At 30.0% G+C, this 19,194-nt stretch carries 18 protein-coding genes; 10 read left to right on the top strand and 8 right to left on the bottom strand.

All coding sequences use genetic code 11. From position 1 onward, the window contains the following. Positions 1 to 56 precede the first annotated feature (56 nt). Positions 57 to 1,658, top strand: coding sequence for an L-lactate permease (locus tag BDW25_RS07780; protein WP_002454956.1), 1,602 nt, complete (start codon positions 57 to 59; stop codon positions 1,656 to 1,658). 49 nt (positions 1,659 to 1,707) lie between these two features. Here the strand turns inward: BDW25_RS07780 and BDW25_RS07775 are convergent, their stop codons facing one another. After that, entirely contained in the window at positions 1,708 to 2,853 is a 1,146-nt protein-coding gene (locus BDW25_RS07775; protein ID WP_049432450.1) for a glycosyltransferase family 4 protein, read from the bottom strand. Between the two features lie 311 nt (positions 2,854 to 3,164). Here BDW25_RS07775 and mqo point away from each other — a divergent pair, with 311 nt between their 5' ends. Beyond that, the gene (gene mqo / locus BDW25_RS07770; RefSeq protein WP_133945324.1) at positions 3,165 to 4,643 is read left to right on the top strand and encodes a malate dehydrogenase (quinone); all 1,479 of its coding nucleotides are present in this window, start codon (positions 3,165 to 3,167) and stop codon (positions 4,641 to 4,643) included. Between the two features lie 51 nt (positions 4,644 to 4,694). Here the strand turns inward: mqo and BDW25_RS07765 are convergent, their stop codons facing one another. Next, positions 4,695 to 6,068: a sensor histidine kinase gene (locus BDW25_RS07765; RefSeq protein ID WP_133945322.1), complete on the bottom strand. Its 1,374-nt coding sequence runs from the start codon at positions 6,066 to 6,068 to the stop codon at positions 4,695 to 4,697. Then, positions 6,061 to 6,735, bottom strand: coding sequence for a response regulator transcription factor (locus BDW25_RS07760; RefSeq protein WP_002448578.1), 675 nt, complete (start codon positions 6,733 to 6,735; stop codon positions 6,061 to 6,063). The genes BDW25_RS07765 and BDW25_RS07760 overlap by 8 nt, the downstream gene beginning before the upstream one ends. A 129-nt stretch (positions 6,736 to 6,864) precedes the next feature. Here BDW25_RS07760 and BDW25_RS07755 point away from each other — a divergent pair, with 129 nt between their 5' ends. Further along, positions 6,865 to 7,920 carry an ABC transporter permease gene (locus tag BDW25_RS07755; RefSeq protein ID WP_002448471.1) on the top strand — a complete coding sequence of 352 codons (1,056 nt, stop codon included), beginning with the start codon at positions 6,865 to 6,867 and terminating at the stop codon, positions 7,918 to 7,920. After that, complete coding sequence (locus tag BDW25_RS07750) at positions 7,920 to 8,585, top strand: ABC transporter ATP-binding protein (protein WP_064206689.1); 666 nt, start codon at positions 7,920 to 7,922, stop codon at positions 8,583 to 8,585. The genes BDW25_RS07755 and BDW25_RS07750 overlap by 1 nt, the downstream gene beginning before the upstream one ends. Before the next feature lie 69 nt (positions 8,586 to 8,654). On the opposite strand, the gene BDW25_RS07745 is transcribed toward BDW25_RS07750, so the two are convergent. After that, positions 8,655 to 9,611 (bottom strand): YdcF family protein, encoded by a 957-nt coding sequence (locus BDW25_RS07745; protein ID WP_133945320.1) that lies wholly within the window; start codon positions 9,609 to 9,611, stop codon positions 8,655 to 8,657. Positions 9,612 to 9,782: 171 nt separating this feature from the next. Here BDW25_RS07745 and BDW25_RS07740 point away from each other — a divergent pair, with 171 nt between their 5' ends. From BDW25_RS07740 to BDW25_RS07730, 3 genes are all read left to right on the top strand, one after another. After that, positions 9,783 to 10,244 (top strand): MarR family transcriptional regulator TcaR, encoded by a 462-nt coding sequence (locus BDW25_RS07740; protein WP_002448483.1) that lies wholly within the window; start codon positions 9,783 to 9,785, stop codon positions 10,242 to 10,244. Between the two features lie 99 nt (positions 10,245 to 10,343). Continuing rightward, positions 10,344 to 11,708: a membrane-associated protein TcaA gene (locus tag BDW25_RS07735; RefSeq protein ID WP_002448446.1), complete on the top strand. Its 1,365-nt coding sequence runs from the start codon at positions 10,344 to 10,346 to the stop codon at positions 11,706 to 11,708. 20 nt (positions 11,709 to 11,728) lie between these two features. Next, on the top strand, positions 11,729 to 12,934 hold the full coding sequence (locus BDW25_RS07730) for a putative multidrug effflux MFS transporter TcaB (protein ID WP_002448360.1): 1,206 nt from the start codon (positions 11,729 to 11,731) through the stop codon (positions 12,932 to 12,934). 54 nt (positions 12,935 to 12,988) lie between these two features. Here BDW25_RS07730 and BDW25_RS07725 read toward each other — a convergent pair whose 3' ends face one another. Further along, a complete protein-coding gene (locus tag BDW25_RS07725) occupies positions 12,989 to 13,540 on the bottom strand; it encodes a TetR/AcrR family transcriptional regulator C-terminal domain-containing protein (protein ID WP_133945318.1) in 552 nt (183 codons plus the stop codon). 121 nt (positions 13,541 to 13,661) lie between these two features. On the opposite strand from BDW25_RS07725, the gene BDW25_RS07720 reads away from it, so the two are divergent. Continuing rightward, positions 13,662 to 14,309: an HlyD family secretion protein gene (locus BDW25_RS07720; RefSeq protein WP_002448529.1), complete on the top strand. Its 648-nt coding sequence runs from the start codon at positions 13,662 to 13,664 to the stop codon at positions 14,307 to 14,309. 12 nt (positions 14,310 to 14,321) lie between these two features. Next, positions 14,322 to 16,415 carry a DHA2 family efflux MFS transporter permease subunit gene (locus BDW25_RS07715; RefSeq protein ID WP_133945316.1) on the top strand — a complete coding sequence of 698 codons (2,094 nt, stop codon included), beginning with the start codon at positions 14,322 to 14,324 and terminating at the stop codon, positions 16,413 to 16,415. 78 nt (positions 16,416 to 16,493) lie between these two features. Here BDW25_RS07715 and BDW25_RS07710 read toward each other — a convergent pair whose 3' ends face one another. Further along, positions 16,494 to 17,123 (bottom strand): hypothetical protein, encoded by a 630-nt coding sequence (locus BDW25_RS07710; RefSeq protein ID WP_049334621.1) that lies wholly within the window; start codon positions 17,121 to 17,123, stop codon positions 16,494 to 16,496. A 192-nt stretch (positions 17,124 to 17,315) separates the two neighbouring features. On the opposite strand from BDW25_RS07710, the gene BDW25_RS07705 reads away from it, so the two are divergent. Beyond that, positions 17,316 to 18,215, top strand: coding sequence for an alpha/beta hydrolase fold domain-containing protein (locus BDW25_RS07705; protein ID WP_064206691.1), 900 nt, complete (start codon positions 17,316 to 17,318; stop codon positions 18,213 to 18,215). 52 nt (positions 18,216 to 18,267) lie between these two features. Here the strand turns inward: BDW25_RS07705 and BDW25_RS07700 are convergent, their stop codons facing one another. Beyond that, the gene (locus BDW25_RS07700; protein ID WP_077700107.1) at positions 18,268 to 18,684 is read right to left on the bottom strand and encodes a hypothetical protein; all 417 of its coding nucleotides are present in this window, start codon (positions 18,682 to 18,684) and stop codon (positions 18,268 to 18,270) included. After that, positions 18,684 to 19,163, bottom strand: coding sequence for a thioesterase family protein (locus BDW25_RS07695; protein ID WP_002454968.1), 480 nt, complete (start codon positions 19,161 to 19,163; stop codon positions 18,684 to 18,686). Before BDW25_RS07695 ends, BDW25_RS07700 begins: the two co-directional genes overlap by 1 nt. Between the last annotated feature and the right edge of the window lie 31 nt (positions 19,164 to 19,194).

Raw genomic sequence — 19,194 nt, 5'->3', positions numbered from 1 at the left:
TTTAGCTAGATAATTCATCAATATAATAAAATATTAAGGAAAGAAGCGTTTAAACTATGTTAGTACATTCTTTTAACCCTTTTGGTAACTTAGCGTTATCTAGTTTAATTGCAGCAATTCCAATCATTTTATTCTTGTTATGTTTAACTGTGTTTAAAATGAAAGGGATTTATGCAGCAATCACTACTTTAGTAGTTACTTTACTTATTGCATTGCCATTCTTTAAATTACCTGGTGGTATTGCTACAGGTGGTGTAATAGAAGGATTCTATCAAGGTATTATCCCAATTGGTTATATCGTTATTATGGCCGTTTTATTATATAAAACGACTCAAGAATCTGGTCAATTTAGTACAATTCAAGATAGCATTATGAGCATTTCACAAGACCAACGTATTCAATTATTATTAATTGGTTTTGCTTTTAATGGCTTCTTAGAAGGTGCTGCAGGTTTCGGTGTGCCAATTGCAATTTGTGCATTATTACTTGCACAACTAGGTTTTAAACCTTTACAAGCAGCAATGTTATGTTTAATTGCCAACGCTGCTTCAGGTGCATTCGGTGCAATTGGTATTCCAGTTGGTATTGTGAATACACTTCATTTACCAGGACATGTTGAAGCAATGAGCGTGTCTCAAGTGTCTACACTTACTTTAGCAATTATTAACTTTATTATTCCATTCTTATTAATCTTTATTATTGATGGTTTTAAAGGTATTAAGGAAACATTACCACAAATTTTAGTAGCTTCAATTACTTATACAGTATTACAAGGCTTAATTACAGTATTTGTTGGTCCAGAATTAGCTGACATCATTCCACCATTAGTGACTATGGGTGTGTTAGCAGTATTCTCTAAAAAATTCCAACCTAAAAATATTTTTAGAATACAAAAAGATGTTAAACCAGAAGCAGTTACTCCACATAGTGGTAAAGAAATTTTATATGCATGGAGCCCATTCATTATCTTAACTGTAATTGTAATGATTTGGAGTGCAACATTCTTCAAAAACTTATTTGCACCAAATGGTCCTTTATCAGCATTAGTATTTAATTTCAATTTACCAGGCACATACAGTGATGTTACACACAAACCAATTATGTTAACTTTTAACTTTATTGGTCAAACTGGTACTGCCATTTTACTAACAATTATTATTACAGTTTTAATGTCTAAAAAAGTTAGCTTTGGTGATGCAGGACGTTTATTTGTTGAAGCATTCAAAGAACTATGGTTACCAATTTTAACAATTTGCTTCATCTTAGCAATTTCTAAAATCACTACATATGGTGGTTTAAGTGCTGCAATGGGTCAAGGTATCGCAAAAGCAGGCGGCGTGTTCCCAATCTTATCTCCAATCTTAGGATGGATCGGTGTGTTTATGACAGGTTCAGTAGTAAACAACAACTCATTATTTGCACCAATCCAAGCTTCTGTAGCACAACAAATTGGTACAAGTGCACCATTACTTGTTGCAGCTAATACTGTTGGTGGGGTTGCAGCTAAATTGATTTCACCACAATCTATTGCAATTGCAACAGCAGCTGTAAAACAAGTGGGTAAAGAATCAGAATTACTTAAAATGACTCTGAAATATAGTATTGGACTACTTATCTTTATCTGTATTTGGACATTTATCTTATCTATATTTATGTAGATATCATTAAAAGGATTGCAACTCGGAGAATTCCGATTGCAATCCTTTTTTATTTGAAAATAGAATAAAAATAATCGTAAATTTTATCTGGAGAATAATGTTCAAGAGTTTGATGACTCGATTTAATCATATTTTCTGAATGCGTTCTCTTTTGAATAGCAAGATTAATATATTTTGCTAATGATTGTGCATTCGCATAGTCTGCTAAATAACCATTTTTATTATGTTGAATCAGTTGTGAAGGTCCAAGTGTATCTTTAAAACTAATAACAATATTGTCTTGAGCCATTGCTTCTAATATGACCATTCCAAACCCTTCATTTCGTGAAGGAACGACAGTCATTCGGCTTTGTGCCAATTTTTCATTAAGGTGTTGAGTGGCTGGATGTATGGTTATTAAGTCATTAAGCTGGTAATGATTAATAGTTTCTTGTAAATTTTGATGTTCTTGACCTTCACCATAAATCTCGATTTTATAGTTTTTCTGTCTAAGCGTATCTTTAATGAGTTGGACACTTTCGATTAAAATATCATAACCTTTTTCATATTCTAGACGTCCGGCACTTAAAATAATATTTTTTTTAGGTAGATTTAATTTTTTAGTTCGAATAATATTAGGAACGACATATACAGGTGTTTCAATGAATGATTCATAATGGTTTTTATCAGTATGAGTTAAAGTGGTTAGCGCGTCTAGATGTTGATAAGCATCTAATATTTCTTGTCGATACGCTTTGGGATAGGCATTTAAATTCATATGTTCCATACCTATTGTCATTGCATGTCCATGATAATATTTAGAAATAAATATATTAAAACTTGCTCTTGTACCTATGAGTACATCGGTATCTATATCATTAATTGCACGTATCAGTTTATGTTCAATATACTTGGAGAATTGATTTAAACCAGGCTCATGTTTTGAAAGGTAGATAGGCTTTAATAAAGGAGTGTATTTATTCAATCGATTCATAAAGATAGAAATCACATTTTGTGGTTTTAATCTATAATCAACTAAGGACTTTATTTTAATAGAAGAATTAAGTTTGAAGTAAGGCATATCTTTAGCTCTAAAAATAGAGATAATTTCAACGTTATGACCTTTGTCCGCTAAGGTATTTGCTAATTCAGTAATTGCTTTAACTGTGCCACCTAAGGCGTATATATTATGCATTAAAAAAGTAAATGATTTCATGATTGTACCTCGTTATTAATAATATTATAAAAATTATAGCATGTAATAAACCAACTGTATAAATGTTGTAAGCTTTATAATAAAATTAAAATATTTTTGAAAATAGAGATAAAATAATGTGATAATTCGTGTAAATACTTTTTTCAAAGAGAAATTATGTATATAATTACTATAGTAATTAAAATTTTATTTACGCTTTTAACGTCAAATTAATATTTATTTTTTTATCGATAAAAGAAAGCGTTTTAAATTAAAAATGGTCGTGTTTATTTCGACTGAAGATGTGATTATAAAAGGGGGACTGGGTTGTTATGAGTATAGAACATAGCAAAACAGATGTCATCTTAATCGGTGGCGGAATAATGAGCGCAACATTAGGAACATTACTAAAAGATTTATCTCCAGAAAAAGAAATTAAAATTTTCGAAAAATTGGAACAATCAGGTGAGGAGAGTTCTAATGTATGGAATAATGCTGGAACAGGACATTCAGCTCTATGTGAATTGAATTATACAAAAGAAAATAAAGATGGCAGTATTGATGTAACAAAAGCAATTAAAATTAATGAACAGTTCCAAGTATCTAAACAATTTTGGGCTTATCTAGTTAGAACTGGTCAACTAGAACATCCAGGTAATTTTATTCAATCTGTGCCACATATGAGCTTTGTTAAAGGTATTTTAAACGTAGACTTTTTGAAAAAACGTGTAAAAGCTTTAAAAGAAAATATTTTATTTCAAAAAATGGAAATCACAGAAGATCGAGATAAAATTGTTGACTGGGTGCCGTTAATGGTAGAAGGTAGAACATCACCCGTTCCTATTGCATTATCTCGGGATGAAACTGGTACAGATGTAAACTTTGGAGCACTCACTAAAAAATTAATTTCTAATTTAAAAGAACATAAAGTAGATGTTACGTATCATCAAGAAGTTCAAAATATTGAAAGATTAAATAATGGTTATTGGAAAGTGACTGTCAAAGATTTGAAGTCTAATACAATTCACACGTTTGAATCTGAGTTTGTGTTCATTGGTGCTGGAGGAGCAAGTCTTCCACTTCTACAAAAAACTGGAATTAAGCAGTCTAAACATGTAGGTGGTTTCCCAGTAAGTGGTCTTTTCTTACGTTGTAAAAACAAAGACGTTATTGAACGTCATTATGCAAAAGTATATGGTAAAGCAGATGTTGGAGCACCGCCGATGTCTGTACCACATTTAGATACACGATTTGTAAATGGAGAACGATCTCTATTATTTGGACCGTTTGCAGGCTTCTCACCTAAATTTTTGAAAACAGGATCCAATTTAGATTTAATTCGTTCTGTTAAACCGAATAATATTGTGACGATGTTAACAGCAGGAGTTAAAGAGTTTAATTTAACTAAATACTTAGTTTCTCAATTAATGCTTAGTCATAAAGATCGAATGAATGATTTAAGAATCTTTTTACCGAATGCTAGAGACGAAGATTGGGAAGTTGTTATTGCTGGACAACGTGTTCAAGTGATTAAAGATACAGAAGATAGTAAAGGAAATTTACAATTTGGTACAGAGGTCATTACTTCTGATGATGGATCACTTGCAGCATTATTAGGTGCTTCTCCAGGAGCTTCAACAGCTGTCGATATCATGCTAGATGTATTAAAACGCTGTTACAAAAATGAATTTGATGCTTGGATTCCAAAAATTAAAGAGATGATCCCATCATACGGACTTAAACTTAATGAGCACGAAGAAGTTTATAACGCAGTAAATAAAGAAGTAAGAAAATATTTAAATGTGAAATAATCGAAAAAACAGGTAGTGTCATTTTTAACACTGCCTGTTTTTTCGATTAAGTTAAAATAGGATATGCGGAAATAGAATTTTAAATGTCGTGCCATTTTTAGAATCACTAGATACACATATTTTACCGTGATGTAAATCAATGATGGACTTAGTAATTGCTAGTCCTAAACCATTACTATTATCACTAGCATTGAGTTTATAAAAACGATCAAATAGATGTGGTATCGCTTGTTTAGAAATAGTTTGTCCTTCATTTGTGACCGCAAACATAATATGATTATTTTCTTGATTCAAAGTAATATCGATAATGCCATTTATATCTGAATATTTAATAGCATTTTGAATTAGATTCGAAAATGCTTGATGTAAAAGGCGACGATTTCCCTGAAAATATATTTTATGCATATCAGATAATAACATCAATGATTTATCATCAATCGTGTATTGTTCATGTCGAATGATATCAGTAATGAGTGAAGATAATTCTAAATTATCGTCAACAGATAAGTGATTCGCATTATCTAATTCAGATAGTAATAGTAGTTCTTTTATTAAGTTACTAAGACGTGTAATTTCTAAATGAATATCATTGATTAAGCTATGACGTTCATCTTCTGAATGCGCAAATTGTACTTCAGTTAATAGTCTTTCAATATGTGTAAGAGGTGTTTTAATTTCATGTGAAACATTTTGAACAAAATGTTGACGCATGTCATCTAATTGTTTTAATGACTGACGCATGGTATCAAAACGAAACTGTAAAGTTCCAATTTCATCATGACGGGTATGAGAAATGGGTGTTTCAAAATTCCCATTCATTAATTGTTCGGTCGCCATTTTTAACTTTTTAATAGGTTTAATGATTGAGTATGTTGAAGCAATAACAAGTGAAATAGATATCAGCAATAAGAAAATAAGTAATACCAATAAAAATATTCTAAACTCGCCGAATGTTTTACCTATATCTGGTCGCATAAATACTGCTATAGGTTCATGGTCTTCATAAAATCTTATGCCTACAGTGTTATCAGTTTCATTATCAAAGAAACCTGTCACGAATAATTCAAAAGGTTTGTTTTTTATACCGTGATAATCATGACCACGCATAACTTGGTTAATAGATGATGAGGACAGTGTATCTTTTCTAAAAGGTTCACCATAAAATGTTTTTTGTCCTTGTTTATCGACGGTAACGATTTGATAATTCATTTGTCCTAAATGTTGAAAATAAGATTTTACGTATTTTGAAGGAAGTTGATGTTCATAAGTACGAGCTTCTTTTAACGTACGCATAATTTTAGTGTCATTATTTTCTTTGAGATTGAAATGATAATGTATATTTGCAATGAAAAAACTAACTAATGCACTAAAAATAATCACAGTAATAGTATAAATTGCAATGCGACTATATAGTGTTTTAAACATCTTTATTCACCTTGTATCCCTGGCCTCTTACTGTTTGAATTTCAATAGTTGCCTCTAATTTTTTTAACCGTGTTCTTAAACGCTTAATATGAACGTCTACTGTTCTTTCATCGCCTGTATAATCGAAACCCCAAATTTTTTCAATAATAGACTCTCTTGTGTAAATTTGTCTTGGATGAGTGCATAATAAAAATAGGAGTTGGAATTCTTTAGTAGGAAGATTCATTTTTTTAGATGCTACACTCACCTCCATAAATTCATCATTTAAAATGACATTTCCTATTTCAATCTTATTTTGCGTATTAATTTGATAACGACGCAAAACGGCACGAATTCTAAATAATAATTCCTTAATTTCAAAAGGTTTAGTTACATAGTCATCTGTGCCACTGACAAATGCACGTTCTTTATCACTTAATGCATCTCGTGCTGTTAGCATAATAACTGGTAATTGATAGCGATCTTTTAATAATTGACATAATTCAAATCCATCCATACCTGTCATCATAATATCTACAACTGCGATATCCACGCGATGATGATTAAGATATTTTAATGCTTGTTCTCCACTCGAATGTGTCACGGTTTTTATATGATCCGCTTCTAAATGTTTAGAAACGTAATGCAAGAGTTTTGGATCATCATCTACAATTAAACATTTTATCATTTACTTTTCGCTCCTTTTCTAATTATTATACGAATCTTTAAAATCTAAGACAATTTTCTTTGTTGTTCATATTCAGTTCATATTTACTCTCTATACTGTTTAATAAAGATAAATAGGGAGGAAAAAGAAATGAATTTAGCTTGGAAAGAAATAAAATTTTATAAGTTTCGATATATATTAATTATGCTAATCATCTTCTTACTAGGGAGTATGGTATTATTTATTAATGGTTTAGCTCAAGGTTTAGCGAGAGAAAATGTGTCATTTTTAAATAATCAAAATGCACAAACATATATTATTGAAAAAATGAAAGAACCTAAAATTGAAAAATCACAACTTGATTCAAATCAACAAAATAAGATAGAAGATATTATAAATCAACAAGCAACACATCTTGGACCACAAACATTAAAATTAAAACAACAAGATCAAGATATTCTTACGTTCTCTACTTCTAAAGAAGATCGTCCCTCTTTAAAAGAAGGTCGCTATCCTAATCATTCATATGAAGTTGCAATAAATGATAAATTAACGGGACAAGATGTAAAAAAAGGAGATATGATTAAGTTTAAAGGTCATAAAGAAGCTTATAAAGTAAGTGGTATTATTGAAGATACAATGTATTCTCATAGCTCAATGGTTATGATGAATCATTCAGATTTTAAAGCACTTAATAAAAATTATTCTACATTCTACCCAGTTAAAGAATTAAGTAAAAAAGATAAAAATAGAATTAATGATATTTCTAATGTAACAACTGTTAGTGAAAAAACATTGACTGATAACATTGCAAGTTACCAAGCAGAACAAATGCCATTGAATTTAATGATAATTAGTTTGTTCGTGATTACAGCAATTGTATTAAGTGCATTTTTTTATGTTATGACCATTCAAAAAATCTCACAAATAGGTATATTAAAAGCAGTAGGTATTAAAACGAGACATTTATTAAGCTCATTAATTATAGAGATTATTTTAACTACCATGGTTGGTGTTATTTTAGCCACAGTACTTATTTTAATATTAAGTTTAATTATGCCAGTTACGATGCCATTTTATTTAGGTTACGGTACAATTTTATTAATGATTGTTATTTTTCTTATTGTAGGATTTATCGGTGCCTTACTATCATTTATCAAAGTAGTAAAAGTGGATCCAATTGATGCTATTGGAGGTATGGAATAATGACATTAAAACTCGAACATATTAGTAAAACATTTGGAGAAGGTTCAGCGAAGACAAAAGTATTAAAAGATATTAATTTAGAAGTTCAACCAGGAGAGTTTATTATTTTAAATGGTGCATCAGGTTCAGGTAAATCGACATTATTAAATATATTAGGTGGGTTGTTAACACCTACTGATGGTAAGATATTATATGAAGGTCATGACTTATATTCAAATTATAAAAATAGTACAGAATTAAGACTTAATGATATTGGTTTTATTTTTCAAGCGTCACATCTTGTGCCTTATCTAACGGTTGAAGAACAACTCACTGTTATTGCTAAGGAAGCGGGAGTAAATAAAAAAGAAGCCGTTTCAAATGCTAAATATTTATTAACAGAAATTGGTCTCAAAGATCGTTTGAATGCATTTCCACATATGTTATCAGGAGGAGAAAAGCAACGTGTAGCAATTATGCGTGCCTTTACAAATAATCCTAAAATCATTCTTGCAGATGAACCAACAGCAAGCTTAGATGCGAGTCGTGCTACGAAAGTAGTAGAGATGATTAGGGAACGTATAAAATCTGAACAAATGGTAGGTATTATGATTACACATGACGAGCGATTATTTGACTATGCTGATCGCGTTGTAAAATTAGAAGACGGCAAAATACTTAATTAAAAAGTGAATAGTATTCATACTATGGAAAAGTCTGGATCATATAAGAAAATGATCCAGACTTTTTGTATATTAAAGTAATATCCAAATTGACGCTATAAATACTCCGACTAAATACAAAGTCAAAAGTAATTTATATTGATATATAAGTGCAAGAAAATCTCGTAAGAGCGCTTTATCTAGAAAATGATAAGGCGTTGAACTTCCTAATCCTATTATTTTTATATTTAACTTTTGTGCAAAACGTAAGGCTCTTAAAATATGAAATTGACTCGTCACGCATAAAATACTAGGGACATTTTCAAACGATGTATTAATGAAAGATTTAGAATATAAAAAGTTCTCATATGTACTGCTTGATTGTGATTCCATCAATATTGAAGAAGATGATACACCACATTTAATGAGATAATTCTTCATTGCTAAGGCCTCTGAAATTGGTTCGTCAGGACCTTGACCACCACTTACCAATATATTGCAATTATGCGACTGTACTTTATAGATTTCTAAAGCTCTATCCAGTCTAGAGGCTAGCATAGGAGTGACTGTTTCATTGAATATACCTGCGCCAAGTATAAGAATCATATCATATTGTTTATGGGTTTTAGCACGTTCAAATGCAGAAGAAAAAATTAAATATATAATGAAAGCGTAACAAGCACTAAATAAAATTAAAGCAATCCATAAAAATATGCCATTTAAAATAGGTAATGGTATTGTACTAAGATATATAAATATACTAATAAATAAGGTACCATTTATTAATCTACGAAACATTTTGTTTAAGAAATGGATTCCTTTTTTAATTTTAAATAGATGAGAATGTTTGACAAGCAAACCGATGGTAGAAATGATAATTAATATAAACAATCCAGTTGGTAGGGTCATGGTCATGATATTAATGAGACTAATGGTGAAACATAATATCACGCTTGTAATAAAAAAAGAAAGAGAGATAAAGTGTCTTATATTAAACAAAACACTTAGGATAATAATTAAAACAATAAATAATAAAATGATTGCTAGCATATTTGATAACCTCATATCTATTTATATATTTAAATGTAATGAAAGGGTCAAAATTTAGCAACTATTATATTTTTCTATTTGTTTTCAACGTGGAAAATTATTGATATTATTTAACAGAGTATAAAAATTAACTGCACAATATATGAAATTATTTAAGTAAGGAGATTTGTAATGAGTAGAATCTCAAAAAATCATATTGAATTTATGAAACATTTCATAGATGAGACAAATACATTAACGTCTAAACTTTTAAAAGATCAACAAGTAAAATATGGTGTTTCTACTGAACAATCGAATGTACTACGATTACTCAGTCATCATCAAGCTTTATCTATAACGGAAATTACTGAAAAACAAGGGGTTAATAAAGCGGCAGTAAGTCGTCGTATAAAAAAATTAATAGAAAGTGACTTTGTTGCATTACAGAAGCCTAACAATAAAATAGATCAACGCTTAAAGTATATTGTTTTAACAGAGAAAGGGCGCCAATATACGGAAGAAAATAACGAAATTATAAGTCAAATTGTGAATGATATGGTTAAAGACTTATCTAGTAAGGATATAGAAAAAGCTCTGAGTGTGCTTTATATTATAGATGAACGTGTGAAGCATTTTAATGCTAAGGTAAAATAAACGTTAATCGGAAATTATCTCCACAAGAAAAAAGAGTTATAATATTTGTGTGAAAAATATAAATGACATTGCATCTTATGAGAGGAAGTTGATGACAAAATGAAACAATGTCCTTATTGTGGACAAGAATTAAATAAAAGTGATAGGCAATGTTCTAATTGCGGAAATATGATACCTAAAGAAAAAAATAAAGCAACATCGTCCTCTCAATCAGAACAATCTAATTTAAAATTTAAAAAGTTTATTCCTTGGGTTATTATAACTTTCATTATTATTTTAATTGGTATTGTTTTCATACTATTAAAAAATTTCAATTCTCCCGAAGCTCAAACCAAAATTCTTGTAAACGCAATTGATAACAACGATGCTCAAAAAGTAGCTACGTTAATTAGTACTAAAGATGTTCCTGTAGATGATGAAGAAGCAAGTGTTTATATTCAATATATTAAAGATGAAGTTGGAATGATGAAATTTATTCATGATGTCAAACACACAACAGATAAATTAAATAAAAGTAATCATGATTCTGCCTATATACAAACAAAAACAGATAAAAATGTATTAAAAATTAGTAAAAATGGAACGCGTTTTTTAATCTTTAATAATATGAGTTATAGACCACCTACAAAAACTGTTATTGTTAAGCCGAAAATAGATACAAAATATGAATTTAAAGCTGGTGGAAAACGTAGAGTCATTCATGCAAAGGCGAATCAAGCAACTTCTATTGGTAAATACATTCCAGGTGTTTATGCTATCGATGCTGAAAAAGACACAGAATATGGTCATTTTACAGGTCAAATGAAATTTGATTTTAGATATGCTAAAGGAAATACTGTGGAGGTTAATGAGAACTTTAATGAAGCTTCACTTAAAGTTAAATTAAAGGGTAAAAGTGACTTAGATAAAAATACATTGAAAGTAACTATTAATGATAAAGAAATGAAATATGATGCATCAAAAATATATGGTCCATATCCTCAAAATAAAGACATTAGTGTTTCAGCTACAGGTATGGTTAAAGACAAAACATTTACGTCTACAAGTAAAACAATAAAAGCAAAAGATTTAGGAAACATTAATAGTGCAATACTAGATTTTGATGAAGATAAAATTTCTGATTATGTTTCAAAGAAAACTGAAGAAGAAAACATACTTAGAGTTACGTTAGAACCATTTTTTAATCAATATACCTATGCGCTAAATTATGCTATTAATCAACAAAATTTTGAGATAATAAGTCCATTTCTAAAAAATAAGTCTGATGCATATATAGATATAAAAAATCATTTAAGTGATTCAAAGCATTTTGAATTCTCACAGTTGTTAAGTGCAACTCAAAGTGGAGATATTATTAAAGCTAAAGTACAACAAATTAATCAACGCGGAGAAATAGAATATGTCACTTATGAAATAGAAGAAGATAAAGATAATGGAATATTACAAATCATAAACATTAAATAGATTCTAAGGAGAATATTTAAATGGAACAAAGACATAACCAAGATAAGCATTCCTTGTTATTTATTATTATTCTAGGTATGTTGACTGCTATAGGACCGTTAGCGATTGATATGTTCTTACCTGGTTTACCTGAATTGAAAAATGATTTTAACACTACGACAGCTAATGCTCAATTGACACTATCGTTTTTTATGATTGGTCTTGGAATTGGTAATTTATTTGTAGGACCGATTTCCGATAGTGTGGGGCGTAAGAAACCTTTAATTATCGTTATGACCATTTTTACTCTTGCAAGTCTCGGAATCATATTTGTTCATAACATATGGCTTATGATTATCTTAAGACTTTTACAAGGTATTACCGGGGGAGGCGCGGCAGTTATTTCAAGAGCCATTGCAAGTGATTTATATAAAGGTAATGAATTAACTAAATTTCTATCTTTATTAATGTTAGTTAATGGTGTTGCACCGGTTATTGCGCCTGCGCTTGGAGGTATCATTTTAAGTGTAGCAGTTTGGAGAGTCGTATTTGTTATATTAACTATCTTCGGTATATTAATGATAATGGGAAGCCTAACAAAAATACCAGAATCTTTAAGTTTAGAGTATAGAGATAGCAGTGGTATCAAAGTGATATTTCAGAATTTTAAAAGCTTATTAGGTACACCACGATTTGTACTACCCATGCTAATACAAGGTGTTTCATTTATTTTATTGTTTAGTTATATTTCTGCTTCACCGTTTTTAGTTCAAAAAATTTATGGTGTATCCCCACTGCATTTTAGTTGGATGTTTGCTGGAATAGGAATAACATTAATCATCTCTAGTCAATTAACAGGAAAACTAGTAGATTATATTCATACGCAAACACTTTTAAGGTTATTGACATGTATCCAAATTATTGGTGTATGTATTGTTTCGTTAACGCTCATCCAACATGGACCATTCATTTTTTTAGTGATTGGTTTTATAACATTAGTAGCTCCAGTTACAGGTGTAGCTACTTTAGGGTTTTCTATTGCGATGGAGGAAAGTACCACTGGTAATGGTAGTGCTTCGAGTTTATTAGGGCTTGTGCAATTTTTATTTGGAGGTATTGTTACACCTTTGGTAAATGTAAAAGGGGAATATAACAGTACACCTTATCTAACAATCATTATTAGTGCAATTGTGATCCTTATTATTTTACACCTTATTAATTTTAAAGTGTTTAAAACAAAAAGATAAATAAATAGGGAGCAAAACAAAATTTAATTTGATTCTGTCTTGCTCTCTTCTTTATTATCTTTGTAACTTAATTGTATTGGATAATAAAGAATTTGCTACTTCTTTAGGACTTTCTTGGCAACCGCTTCTTAGCCAGTAAAGAATTACTCCAATTTGACCGCTAATTGTATAAGAAATAAAAAGCTCTCTATTTTGAATTAAAGTTTCATTTTCAGTTAAAATCTGATCGTAATATTTCTTGGTAATATCTAAGTAGTCCATAACTAAACTTCTATTTGGATTTGAGATAAAAATAGCGTGAAAAAAAGATTTCTTTCTATATATATATTTGAGAATAATATGGAAGAACTTAAATACTTTTTCAGGCTCTTTTTTTATATTGTGAAAATTATTAGAAAGTGCTTTTAATAATTTTTCATACTTATTTAAATGGTAACTTTGGATTGTAGACAATAAGTCGTATTTATCCTGAAAATTATCATAAAAGGTTGAACGATTAATTTTACATTTTGCACATATCATTTTAATTGAAATTTGTTCGAAAGGATAATCTTCTAGCAAATCGATCATACTTATTATAATTTTATATTTCGCTTTTAATTTCATGTATGTCACCTAAATTAAAAAGAATAACCGACAATTTTTTAAGTTTTGTTGGTGTTTTTTTTATTGATATGTCTTTATAATATATAAAGTGATTTTTAAAAGCAAATAGGAGGAAAGTTCAATGAAGAAAATGGTGTTAATCAATATCATTACTATCGTTGCTTTAGTTATTATCGGAGTAGTTGGATTTTATTTCTATCATAATGCAACTAGCTATGTAACAACTGATAACGCTAAAGTTGACGGCAATCAAATTAAAATTGCGAGTCCAGCATCTGGACAAATTAAATCTTTTGACGCAAAACAAGGCGATAAATTGAAAAAAGGTGACACAGTGGCAGAAGTAACTGCTCAAGGTCAAGATGGTCAAACTCAAGATCAAAAAATTAAAATGCCACAAGATGGTACAATTGCTAAAACTGATGGAATGGAAGGCTCTATCGCTCAAGCAGGTTCACCAATTGCTTATGCATATAATTTAGATGATTTATACATTACAGCTAATATCGATGAAAATGATTTAAGCAGCATTGAAAAAGGCGATAAAGTTGATGTAACAATCGACGGTCAAGATTCTAAAATCGATGGTAAAATTAAAGAAATCGGAAAAGCAACTGCAAATAGTTTCTCATTAATGCCATCATCAAACAGTGACGGTAACTATACTAAAGTTTCACAAGTGATTCCTGTGAAAATTTCTTTAGATTCACAACCATCTAAAAATGTTGTTCCTGGAATGAACGCTGAAGTTAAAATCCATAAAGACTAAGGAGGTCATAAAATGACAGTGACCTTCATTATTGGATATATCGTTGCAGCGGTCATTTTAGTTGGTTTAATTAATTTATTCGTGTTGAAATCACGTAATAAATCTAAGTTAAATCAATCAAAGGGACAACAAGTAAATGAAGAATCTAAGAGTCAAAATAATCCATCTAAATTTAAAATGAGTGACTTAGAACAAAATAACGATGCAAAGAATGCATCATCTTCTCAGATCAGTGAAGAGAAAAAACGTTACTTTAATAATGATCAATCTCATTATAAGGAAGATAACGATATCAATAATGATAAAAGAAAAAATCATTTTGAAGAAGAACAAGAGCAACAAGATTCATCTTCAGAACAAATTCATCCTGAGCAAAAGCAAACTTCATATTCCTTACACTACTCAGACGATGAACAACACAATGCTCATGCTGAAGATACAGTAAACCATAATGATAGAGATGTTAATAATCAACATCTTTCCAAAGATTCTATTTATGAACCTATTAATCCTGATTCCCAAGAAGGACGTGTGAACGAACGTATAAAAAACCAAACACAAGATTTTGTCTTCGGTGCAGGGATTACAAGAGGTAAAATTTTAGCTGCTATGTTGTTTGGTATGTTTATCGCAATTTTAAACCAAACATTACTTAATGTAGCTTTACCTAGAATTAATACAGAGTTCAATATTTCTGCTTCAACTGGGCAATGGTTGATGACAGGCTTCATGTTAGTAAACGGTATTTTAATACCAATAAGTGCGTTTTTATTTAATAAGTATTCATATCGTAAGCTATTTTTAATAGCGCTTTTATTATTTACAATCGGCTCATTAGTTTGTGGTATTTCAACTAACTTCCCAATTATGATGGGAGGACGTGTTTTACAAGCAATTGGTGCAGGTATATTAATGCCATTAGGATCTAATGTAATTGTTACTATTTTCCCACCTGAAAAACGTGGTGTGGCAATGGGAACAATGGGTATTGCAATGATTCTTGCTCCAGCGATTGGACCAACATTATCTGGTTACATCGTCCAAAATTATCATTGGAATGTTATGTTCTATATGATGTTTATCTTAGGATTACTTGCTTTCTTATTTGGATTAGCATGGTTCAAAATTTATCAAAAAACAATCAATCCCAAAGCAGATTATCGTGGTATCGTATATAGTACAATTGGATTTGGTGCTTTATTATATGGCTTTAGTGAAGCTGGTAATAAAGGATGGGGTTCAACTGAAATCATTATAATGTTTATAATTGGTGTTGTGTTCATCATCTTATTTGCTATTCGTGAATTAACAATGAAAGCACCAATGCTTAATTTAGAAGTGCTAAAATCACCAACATACACGCTTACTACTATTATAAATATGGTAGTAATGATGAGTTTATTTGGAGGTATGATTTTATTACCATTATATCTTCAAAATTTACGTGGTTTCTCAGCATTAGATTCTGGTTTACTATTATTACCAGGTTCATTATTAATGGGTGTATTAGGACCTGTTGCTGGTAAATTACTTGATACTATTGGTCTTAAACCACTTGCTTTATTCGGTATTGCAGTGATGACTTACGGAACATATGAATTAACAAAACTGAATATGGATACTTCTTATCTTCATATTATGAGTATTTATGTAATACGTTCACTAGGTATGGCATTTGTTATGATGCCGTTAATGACTGCAGCTATCAATGCCTTACCACCTCGCTTAATTTCTCATGGTAATGCGTTCTTAAATACGATGAGACAATTAGCTGGTTCAATTGGTACTGCAATTCTTGTTACTGTAATGACAACTCAATCTACAAATCATCTTAATGCATTTGCAACTGAATTAGATAAAACTAATCCAGTCATTCAAGATCATGTACGTGAAATGGCAGCGCAATATGGAGGTCAACAAGGCGCATTACAAGTTATCTTGACTTATGTAAATAAATTAGCCTCAATTGAAGGTATCAATGATGCGTTTTGGATTGCTACAGCATTAAGTGTCTTAGCATTCGTTTTAAGTTTATTCTTAAAAGGTAAAAAAGGTGCTGAAGCTGAACATGACAGATTGATGAGTAAAGAAAGTAATAAATTTTAATAAATAAAAAAGGTATTGGACATATAAAACGTTCAATACCTTTTTTTATTTTATTAAATATAAAATGAGATTACATTTCTATTTGATTCTAGGATGACGATTTCTAAAGAAAAAGCTTATAAATAATAACGCTAAACTACTTGAAAGTAAGATCAGTGCATTGTGAATAGCATCTGCTTCAGTAATAATTTGATTTGGTGGTAAATCTAAGAAAAAGTGATGCAAGTTCTGAGAGATTTGCTTTCCTAACATTTGAATTGTATAACTAAAGGAAAAAGCAATCATTAACGCAACAGCGATAATGATGAAATTAATCACTTTTAAAATCGTTCTATTAAATACAATGGTTAAAATTGAAATAATCATGCTGCCAATACATAAAACGAAAAATATATTAAAGGCTAGAATAAATTTATCGATTACACCTTGTAAGTTAGCGACTTCACTAATATTAATATTGAGTGGTCCAATCTGAGTAGTTGTATTTTGAAAATTTTTAATCTCAGAGAAATCAATCGCTTGATTTGCAAGAACAAAATTTAGAATAGGCTGTTTATACATGCTATAACAAGTAATCCCTACAAGTATAAGAATGATGATATGTATAATTAAACTTATCCACGAATTTTTCTTTTTACCATAATAAGCTTGTTGGTTAACACGATCATATGGGGGGCGGTTTGTTTGATATCTATTAGGATTTTGCATTATTATTACTCCTTTGCCGTCATTCATTTGTTTTCTATAGTTGACTCATTTATACTGAATTTAATGTGTAATAGGCAATTATATGAACTAGATTGCTCATTTTTAATCATATAAATAGTATTATATCGTTTTTTTAGCTGTCTGTAATAAAGTTTGATTAATTTTACAAATTTATAAGGTAGGTAAAATGTTATGAAAACACGTATGGTAAATAGAATTGTTAATAAATATTTACTACATAATCGCTCAATTCAGTTTAAGAGTAAAGACGAGTTCGAATCGTTTATGGAGCGTAGAAAGGATATTAATAGAGCGAAACATAAGCAACCTCCCACTTTAAATGTGAAAGCAAATCTTGATAAATTATCTTTAGGAGATATGCAAGTGTTTAGATTTAATTTTCGTCACGAAACTAAAAAGAAAATTTTGTATATTCATGGTGGATACAACACATTACAACCTTCTCCATTCCATTGGAGATTAATGGACAAACTTGCACTTAACACTTTATATGAGGTCGTTTTACCGATATATCCTAAAGCACCAGAGTTTCATCTTAAAGATACATTTAAAGCAATTAATAATGTATATGAATCGTTATTAAGTGAAGTTAATAATGAAAACATTGTTATTATGGGTGATGGAACTGGTGGAGCACTTGCACTGAGTTATGTACAACAATTAGTAGAAAATGGCAAAACGTTACCATATAAAATATGTTTAATTTCTCCGATGCTTGATGCAACAATGACAAATCCTCAAATTACTGAAAATTTGGTTGAAAAAGATCGTTTTGTTAATATTCAAGGACTTCAAAATATAATGAATGTGTGGAGCGATAAAGAACCATTATCAAATCCTTTAATTTCTCCGATATATGGAATAAAACAAGGATTGCCACCAATTATAATGTTTGGTGGTGGTAAGGAAATTTATTATCCAGATATGCAACGTTTGGCATATGAATTGGAAACTTATAATCAATCTATACAATTTTTTGAGTATCCAAAAATGTTTCATGACTTTGCGCTATTCCCAATTCATGAATCTCATAAGGTGATTAAACAAATTAATAAGGCAATTCATGAATAATGATAAGGACTAAAGTAGAATTGAGTTAGATTTTACTTTAGTCCTATATTTTTTATATTGAATATTTATTGATTTGCAATAATAATTCACTAATAATATCATGCTGACCTTTACAATGATAATAAGTATCGAGAGATTGTGCCAACCTTAAGTTTTCTTCGGGTTCATAAGTTGTAGTATGTAATTCTATTACATTTAAAAGTTGTTGTTCAATGTCTTGAGAATATCTTTTTAGATTAGCTATTAAATCATTTTCATCCGTAGTCGTTTTAATTTCTCTATCTAATGTTTCTATCGCTTGTTTTTGTCCTTGGTAAAAACTGATATTAAATGTTCGTTGAATGAGCTCTTGACTTGGTCCATTCATAAATAATGAACGATTTTCATTTAATTCAATTAAATGTAGTTTAAGTGTATCACTAAGATCAAATAATGTGTTTTCTAAGATTTCAGAAATAGTCTCTGTCATTATGCCTCTCCTTTTTTTGGAATGCCGATTTGATGTCCTAATGATTTAGGCCAGCGCTGATCATATTGAGAATCATAGTATATTTGGATATTAGATTTATAGTGTGTGGGGAAAGAAGCAGGTCGGCGTGTTAAACGATTAATACCCATCATCATTATTTCGCTTGTTGCAGCTAAAGTTTCATCATTTTTAAATAATTCTAAAAAGAAGTGAACACGTTTTTCATCATAATCATAAATACGAACACGAACTGAAAACGATTCTTCGAAGTGTAATTCCTTTAAATAGGTTGTATGTTCTTCGACTGTAAACGTTGTATAATTAAGCGCTTCTCTTTCTTTTAATGATAAACCATTATAATGATTAAATTCACTAATAACTTCACTGAAAATTGAATTATATTCTGCATCGTGCATATGTTGGTTAAAATCAACTTGAGAAGATACTACGCTTTTATGAATAATAAATGGATAGTTCATAATATTTTATCCTTTCTTTGAAATTTTATAA

It is taken from the genome of Staphylococcus sp. AtDRG32, from assembly GCF_004365845.1.
Lineage (GTDB): Bacteria > Bacillota > Bacilli > Staphylococcales > Staphylococcaceae > Staphylococcus > Staphylococcus hominis.
Note: the sequence above shows the minus strand (reverse complement) of the source record. Positions and strands in the feature narration are given on the sequence as shown.

What these genes read in the sequence shown, in the direction of transcription:
- BDW25_RS07775 (WP_049432450.1), bottom strand. Translation starts at nt 2,853, where the DNA reads ATGAAATCATTTACTTTTTTAATGCATAATATATACGCCTTAGGTGGC.
- BDW25_RS07740 (WP_002448483.1), top strand. Translation starts at nt 9,783, where the DNA reads ATGAGTAGAATCTCAAAAAATCATATTGAATTTATGAAACATTTCATA.
- BDW25_RS07745 (WP_133945320.1), bottom strand. Translation starts at nt 9,611, where the DNA reads ATGCTAGCAATCATTTTATTATTTATTGTTTTAATTATTATCCTAAGT.
- BDW25_RS07715 (WP_133945316.1), top strand. Translation starts at nt 14,322, where the DNA reads ATGACAGTGACCTTCATTATTGGATATATCGTTGCAGCGGTCATTTTA.
- BDW25_RS07705 (WP_064206691.1), top strand. Translation starts at nt 17,316, where the DNA reads ATGAAAACACGTATGGTAAATAGAATTGTTAATAAATATTTACTACAT.
- BDW25_RS07780 (WP_002454956.1), top strand. Translation starts at nt 57, where the DNA reads ATGTTAGTACATTCTTTTAACCCTTTTGGTAACTTAGCGTTATCTAGT.
- BDW25_RS07760 (WP_002448578.1), bottom strand. Translation starts at nt 6,735, where the DNA reads ATGATAAAATGTTTAATTGTAGATGATGATCCAAAACTCTTGCATTAC.
- BDW25_RS07730 (WP_002448360.1), top strand. Translation starts at nt 11,729, where the DNA reads ATGGAACAAAGACATAACCAAGATAAGCATTCCTTGTTATTTATTATT.
- BDW25_RS07735 (WP_002448446.1), top strand. Translation starts at nt 10,344, where the DNA reads ATGAAACAATGTCCTTATTGTGGACAAGAATTAAATAAAAGTGATAGG.
- BDW25_RS07725 (WP_133945318.1), bottom strand. Translation starts at nt 13,540, where the DNA reads ATGAAATTAAAAGCGAAATATAAAATTATAATAAGTATGATCGATTTG.
- mqo (WP_133945324.1), top strand. Translation starts at nt 3,165, where the DNA reads ATGAGTATAGAACATAGCAAAACAGATGTCATCTTAATCGGTGGCGGA.
- BDW25_RS07700 (WP_077700107.1), bottom strand. Translation starts at nt 18,684, where the DNA reads ATGACAGAGACTATTTCTGAAATCTTAGAAAACACATTATTTGATCTT.
- BDW25_RS07755 (WP_002448471.1), top strand. Translation starts at nt 6,865, where the DNA reads ATGAATTTAGCTTGGAAAGAAATAAAATTTTATAAGTTTCGATATATA.
- BDW25_RS07720 (WP_002448529.1), top strand. Translation starts at nt 13,662, where the DNA reads ATGAAGAAAATGGTGTTAATCAATATCATTACTATCGTTGCTTTAGTT.
- BDW25_RS07765 (WP_133945322.1), bottom strand. Translation starts at nt 6,068, where the DNA reads ATGTTTAAAACACTATATAGTCGCATTGCAATTTATACTATTACTGTG.
- BDW25_RS07750 (WP_064206689.1), top strand. Translation starts at nt 7,920, where the DNA reads ATGACATTAAAACTCGAACATATTAGTAAAACATTTGGAGAAGGTTCA.
- BDW25_RS07710 (WP_049334621.1), bottom strand. Translation starts at nt 17,123, where the DNA reads ATGCAAAATCCTAATAGATATCAAACAAACCGCCCCCCATATGATCGT.
- BDW25_RS07695 (WP_002454968.1), bottom strand. Translation starts at nt 19,163, where the DNA reads ATGAACTATCCATTTATTATTCATAAAAGCGTAGTATCTTCTCAAGTT.